This is a genomic window from Rhodopseudomonas sp. AAP120 (assembly GCF_001295845.1).
GTDB lineage: Bacteria > Pseudomonadota > Alphaproteobacteria > Rhizobiales > Xanthobacteraceae > Rhodopseudomonas.
Window position 1 is genome coordinate 22,925 of record NZ_LJIC01000198.1, and the last position, 6,000, is coordinate 28,924.

At 65.6% G+C, this 6,000-nt stretch carries 6 protein-coding genes; 4 read left to right on the forward strand and 2 right to left on the reverse strand.

The annotated features are described in order from the left end of the window. Nucleotides 1-56: 56 nt before the first annotated feature. Together IP86_RS25935 and hpaR are read right to left on the reverse strand one after the other, a co-directional pair. Nucleotides 57-1,142 carry a malate/lactate/ureidoglycolate dehydrogenase gene (locus IP86_RS25935; protein WP_054165327.1) on the reverse strand — a complete coding sequence of 362 codons (1,086 nt, stop codon included), beginning with the start codon at nucleotides 1,140-1,142 and terminating at the stop codon, nucleotides 57-59. A 61-nt stretch (nucleotides 1,143-1,203) separates the two neighbouring features. Beyond that, on the reverse strand, nucleotides 1,204-1,737 hold the full coding sequence (hpaR, locus tag IP86_RS25940; RefSeq protein ID WP_054165334.1) for a homoprotocatechuate degradation operon regulator HpaR: 534 nt from the start codon (nucleotides 1,735-1,737) through the stop codon (nucleotides 1,204-1,206). Between the two features lie 245 nt (nucleotides 1,738-1,982). On the opposite strand from hpaR, the gene hpaH reads away from it, so the two are divergent. The 4 genes from hpaH (at nucleotide 1,983) to hpaD (ending at nucleotide 5,924) form a co-directional block, all read left to right on the forward strand. After that, nucleotides 1,983-2,789 (forward strand): 2-oxo-hept-4-ene-1,7-dioate hydratase, encoded by an 807-nt coding sequence (gene hpaH / locus IP86_RS25945; RefSeq protein WP_054165335.1) that lies wholly within the window; start codon nucleotides 1,983-1,985, stop codon nucleotides 2,787-2,789. 19 nt (nucleotides 2,790-2,808) lie between these two features. Continuing rightward, complete coding sequence (locus tag IP86_RS25950; protein WP_054165328.1) at nucleotides 2,809-3,207, forward strand: 5-carboxymethyl-2-hydroxymuconate Delta-isomerase; 399 nt, start codon at nucleotides 2,809-2,811, stop codon at nucleotides 3,205-3,207. Further along, nucleotides 3,200-4,753, forward strand: a complete 1,554-nt coding sequence (gene hpaE / locus IP86_RS25955; protein WP_054165329.1) for a 5-carboxymethyl-2-hydroxymuconate semialdehyde dehydrogenase — start codon at nucleotides 3,200-3,202, stop codon at nucleotides 4,751-4,753. Before IP86_RS25950 ends, hpaE begins: the two co-directional genes overlap by 8 nt. Before the next feature lie 187 nt (nucleotides 4,754-4,940). Next, nucleotides 4,941-5,924 carry a 3,4-dihydroxyphenylacetate 2,3-dioxygenase gene (gene hpaD / locus IP86_RS25960; protein WP_054165330.1) on the forward strand — a complete coding sequence of 328 codons (984 nt, stop codon included), beginning with the start codon at nucleotides 4,941-4,943 and terminating at the stop codon, nucleotides 5,922-5,924. Nucleotides 5,925-6,000: the final 76 nt, after the last annotated feature.

A 6,000-nucleotide genomic window follows, 5' to 3' on the forward strand; every position in this document is an offset into this window, starting at 1 on the left:
GAGGACGGATGCGCGGGTCAAGCCCGCGCATGACGAACGAATGTGTAGTAAGCGCCTCACGCCGTCGCCGCCTGGATTGCCGTCTCGGGCACACCGACCTCGCGCGCCGTCGCCACGATGGCGGCCCAGGTGTCGTCGGGGAGCGGGACGCCGGTGGCGGTGCGCTCGGCGCGCGTAGCAGTCTCGGGATCGCCGGGGATCAGCACCTGATCGACACCGGCGACCGTCTTCGAGCTTTTGAAGAAGTCGATGTAGCGCGTCACCTCGGCATCGAAGATGTGCGACGGATCGATGCGCTGCGGATCGACATAGATCGAAAACATGCCGTTGGCGAACGGGCGGTTCGGCCCGGTCGCGCCATTGCCGGTGAGCGCGCCGCCGAGCAGTTCGCAGATCAGCGCCAGGCCCGAGCCCTTGTGCTCGCCGAAGGCGCGGATCGCGCCCTGGCCATTGGCGTGATTGATCGGGCCGTCCTTCTCGTGCGAGCCGTACAGCGTCGCAGGATCCTCGCTGAGCGAGCCGTCCGGATTGATCAGCGCGCCCTTCGGCAACTTCTTGCCGCCGCGCGCGGCGACCAGCACCTTGCCTTCGGCAACGATCGAGGTGGCGAGATCGAGTACCACCGGCGTCTGGCCAGGACGCGGAATGCCGACACAATACGGCGCGGTCGACAGCCGGCGCTCGGTGCCGCCGAACGGCGCGACCAGGATGGAGCCGGCGGCGGTGACGAAATGGATGGACACCAGGCCTTCGGCGGCCGCCATCTCGGCCCAATCGCCGATGCGGCCGATGTGTCCAGAGTTCTTCAGCGCGACCGCCGACAGGCCCTGCGTCTTGCATTTGTCGATGCCGAGCCTGACGGCCTGCGGGCCGACGGTCTGGCCGTAGCCGAACTTGCCGTCGACCACCGCCAGCGACGGCAGATCGACCGGCACGTCGACCGTCTGATCCGGATGCACCGCGCCGGCATTGCGCCAGCGGATATACACCGGCACGCGGATGACGCCGTGGCTGTCGTGGCCGGTGAGATTGGCGGTCGTGAGATACGAGCCGATGCGGCGTGCTTCATCTTTGGACGAGCCGGCGCGCTCGAACACCTGCGCGACAAAATCGATCAGCCTGTCGACCTGCAGCGTCACCATGCGGGCGCGTGCCCGATTGTCACGTGCCGACGGGCGCGCGGCGCCCTGCCCTGCTGGCTCATCATCTTCCTCCCTGTACGGCCCGACGTTTCACGGGTCGTCGTTTGCCGCGTGAAGTTGACCCAGAATCCGCGTCGCTGTCCACCGCGCCCGCGGCATGGCGCACCGGCATCGCCGACAGGCTGTCGTCGAGCGCCCGCAGCAGATCTTGCAACTCGCCGAGCTGCGTCCCGCCGTAGCGGCGCGCAATCTCCGCATAGATGGCTTCAGAAAACGGCCCGACGGTTTCGATCAGCTTCAGGCCCTTCGGCGTGATCGACACCATGCTGCGGCGCTGATCTTCGCGCGCGGTCTTCCGCGCCAGCAGCTTGCGGGTTTCGAGATCGCGCAGGATGCGCGACAGGCTGGGGCCGAGCAGGAAGGCATCATGCGCCAGCTCGGTGACCTCGATGGCATCCACCGCGCTGAGCGCGCGCAGGATGCGCCATTGCTGCTCGCTGAGCCCATGCGCCCGCAGCAGCGGCCGGAAATGCCGCATCACCGCCTCGCGGCCGCGCAGCAGCAACATCGGCAGCGAGCGCGAGAATTCGCGGATTGGCGCGTCTCTATTCTGCGCCTGCCCCTCCCCGTCATTGCGAGACCCATCGCGCCGAAGCAATCCAGCTTCGGAACGTGCGGCTGGATTGCTTCGCTTCGCTCGCAATGACGATGGGGTCGATTTTTGCATCGCAATAAGCACGGTTTGGGTTTGAGCCGGATCATTTAACATGTTAATCAGTTCGCGCGCGAGCGTTTTCGAAGGGCGCCGGCGCGGGGATGGAAATCGAGGCGGAAGCCCACATGGCGTTGTCGAGCAACGAAATTCGCGCAGCGGCCGAACGGCTGCACCAGGCCGAGACCACCAAGGTGCAGATCCGCCAGCTGTCGCTCGATCATCCGGCGATCACGATTCCCGACGCCTATGCGATCCAGGCCGCCTGGATGGACCTAAAGGTCGCCGAGGGTCGCCGCGTGCGCGGTCACAAGATCGGCCTGACCTCGAAGGCGATGCAGAGCCAGCTCGGGATCGACGAGCCGGATTCCGGCGTGCTGCTCGACGACATGTTCTTCAATGATGGCGGCGTGGTGCCGACGGATCGCTTCATCGCGACGCGGATCGAGGCCGAACTTGCGTTCGTCATCAAGCATCGCCTCGCCGGTCCCGACTGCACGATCTTCGATGTACTGAACGCCACCGACTTCGTCGTGCCGGCGCTGGAGATCCTCGATACGCGCGTGCAACGCGTCGATCCGGAGACCAAGGCGACGCGCAAGATCTTCGATACTATCGCCGATAATGCGGCCAACGCCGGCATCGTGATCGGCGGCCGGCCGATCCGTCCGTTGGATGTCGATCTGCGCTGGATCGGCGCGCTGACTTACAAGAATGGCCAGTTGGAAGAAACGGGTCTCGCCGCCGGCGTGCTCAACCATCCGGCGACCGCGGTGGCTTGGCTGGCCAACAAGATCGCGCCGCAAGGCCTGGCGCTCGAGCCGGGGCAAGTGGTGCTCGCCGGCTCGTTCATCCGCGCCATCGAATGCCGCAAGGGCGACACCATCCAGGCCGATTACGGCGCCTATGGCAGCGTCAGCTGTTACTTCGGATGAGGATTTGAGCGAGGCTCACATGCCGCATTTCACCATCGAATATTCCGCCAATCTCGACGACCGCGTCGACATGCGCGCCGTCGTCGATCTGGTCCGCACCTCCGCGCTCGAGACCGGCATCTTCCCGATCGGCGGCATTCGCGTTCGCGCCATCCGCTGCGACACCTACGCGATCGCCGATGGCCGCGAGAGCTTTTCCTTTATGGCGATGCTGCTGCGGATCGGCGAAGGCCGCGATCTTGCCGCACGCAAGAAAGCCGGCCAGCACGTCTTCGACAAGCTGTCCCACTATCTCGACCCGCTGTTCGCCGACGAAGGTTTCGCGTTGTCGTTCGACATGATGATCAACGACAAGGAAACGTCGTGGAAGCGCAACTCCATCCACGATCTGCTGATTGCCGAGGCCCGACATGGCTGATGCCGCCACGCTTTCCCCCAAGACGAGTTCGGCCTTCCAGGCCAATCTCGACCGCGCCGCGCCGCTGCTGAAGCAGCTCCGAGCCGACGGCATCGGCCATCTGATCAATGGCGAAATCGTCGCCTCGTCGTCGGGCGAGACGTTCGCGACCTCATCGCCGATCGACAATGCGGAGCTGGCGCAAGTGGCGCGCGGCACGGCGGCTGATATCGACCGCGCTGCTAAGGCCGCCAAGGACGCATTTCCGGCGTGGCGCGACATGGCTCCTACCAAGCGGCGGAAGATATTGAACAAGATCGCCGACGCGATCGAAGCGCGCGCCGACGACATCGCCGTGCTGGAATGCATCGACACCGGCCAGGCGCATCGCTTCATGGCCAAGGCGGCGATCCGCGCCGCCGAGAATTTTCGCTTCTTCGCCGACAAATGCGCCGAGGCGCGCGACGGCCTGAACACGCCGAGCGACGAGCATTGGAACGTCTCGACGAGGGTGCCGATCGGCCCGGTCGGCGTGATCACGCCGTGGAATACGCCTTTCATGCTGTCGACCTGGAAGATCGCGCCGGCACTCGCGGCCGGCTGCACGGTCGTGCACAAGCCGGCCGAGTGGTCGCCGGTGACGGCCGACATGCTGACGCGGATCTGCAAGGACGCCGGCCTGCCGAGCGGCGTGCTCAACACCGTGCACGGTTTCGGCGAGGAAGCCGGCAAGGCGCTGACTGAGCATCCGGCCATCAAGGCGATCGCCTTCGTCGGCGAGACCGCGACCGGCGCCGCCATCATGGCGCAAGGCGCGCCGACGCTGAAGCGCGTGCATTTCGAACTCGGCGGCAAGAATCCGGTAATCGTGTTCGGTGACGCCGACCTCGACCGTGCGCTCGATGCCGTGGTGTTCATGATCTACTCGCTGAACGGCGAGCGCTGCACCTCGTCGAGCCGTCTGTTAGTCCAGCAGTCGATCGCCGACAACTTCATCGACAAACTGGCCGCCCGCGTGCGGGCGCTGAAGGTCAGCCATCCGCTCGATCCCGCCACCGAAGTCGGGCCGCTGATCCATCAGCGCCATCTCGACAAGGTGTGCTCGTATTTCGACATCGCCAAGAAGGACGGCGCGACGGTCGCGGTCGGCGGCGCGCGCCACGACGGCCCCGGCGGCGGCCACTATGTGCAGCCGACGCTGGTGACGGGCGCGCGAAGCGATATGCGGGTCGCGCAGGACGAGGTGTTCGGGCCGTTCCTCACCGTCATCCCGTTCAAGGACGAGGCGGAGGCGGTTCAGATCGCCAACGACATCCGCTACGGCCTCACCGGCTATGTTTGGACCGGCGACATGGGCCGCGGCCTGCGCGTCGCCGACGCGCTCGAGGCCGGCATGATCTGGTTGAACTCGGAGAACGTCCGCCATCTGCCGACGCCGTTCGGCGGCATGAAGCAGTCCGGCATCGGCCGCGACGGCGGCGACTACTCGTTCGAGTTCTACATGGAGACCAAGCACGTCTCGCTCGCGCGCGGGACGCATAAGATCCAGAAGCTGGGGGCGGTGTGATGAACGCCCCCTCCCCGAGTCATTCCGGGGCGCGCGAAGCGCGAACCCGGAATCCATACTCCCTGCCGGCGCGGTCGTGCACAGCCACCGATACAGGGGTTATGGATTCCGGGTTCGCCGCTTTGCGGCGCCCCGGAATGACGAACGTTCGTATCGTGAATTGAAGTAACTCCTGGGGACCTCGCCGATGCCGGTGCCGCAACACGTTTTCGATCCGCCGTTCAACATCATCCGCTCCAGCCATGTGGTGCTCGATGTCGTCGATCTCGACAAGAGCGTGGCGTTCTACGAGAACATCATCGGGCTGCATGTCGAGGATCACGACAATATCGCGGCTTACTTGCGCGGCAGCGAGGAGCACCAGCATCACTCGGTGGTGCTGCGCAAGGCCGACAAGGCCGCCGCAGCGCGGCTCGGCTTCAAGGTCGGCAGCGAGGCCGATCTGGACAAGGCCGCGAGCTGGTTCGCCGAAAATGGCGTTCTTTACGCGTTCGTCGATCGGCCGTTCCAGGGCCGCACGCTGCACGTCACCGATCCGTTCGGCTACCGCCTCGAACTCTACGCCACGATGGAGAAGCGGCCGCATCTGCTGCGCCGCTACGAGCGCTACAAGGGCTGCCATCCGCAGCGGCTCGACCATTTCAACGTGTTCGCCGCCGAAACCCAGGACACCATCGACTTCTACGCCAAGCTCGGCTTCCGCCTCACCGAATACGCCGAGGAAGACGGCGATGGCGGCCGCATCGCCGCCGCCTGGATGCACCGCAAGGGCAATGTGCACGATTTCGCCATTACCAACGGCCGTGGCCCGCGCCTGCACCATTTCGCCTATTGGGTGCCCGGGCCGCTCAACATCATTCACCTCTGCGACGTGATGGCGTCGAACGGCTACATCCAGAATCTGGAGCGCGGCCCCGGCCGCCACGGCATCTCCAACGCGTTCTTCCTCTACATTCGCGATCCCGACGGCCACCGCATCGAGCTGTACTGCAGCGACTATCAGACGATGGACCACGACCACGAGCCGCTGCGCTGGTCGCTGCGCGACCCGCGCCGCCAGACCCTGTGGGGCGCGCCTGCGCCGCGCTCGTGGTTCGAGCAGGGCTCGGAATTCGTCGGCGAAGCCGTGCGCGAGCCGGTCTTTGTAGCCGATGTGGTGATTGCGGATTGAAGCTCGGGCGTCGATTGTAACCCCTCCCCCTTGCGGGGAGGGTCGGCCGAGCGAAGCGGAGGCCGGGGTGGGGGTC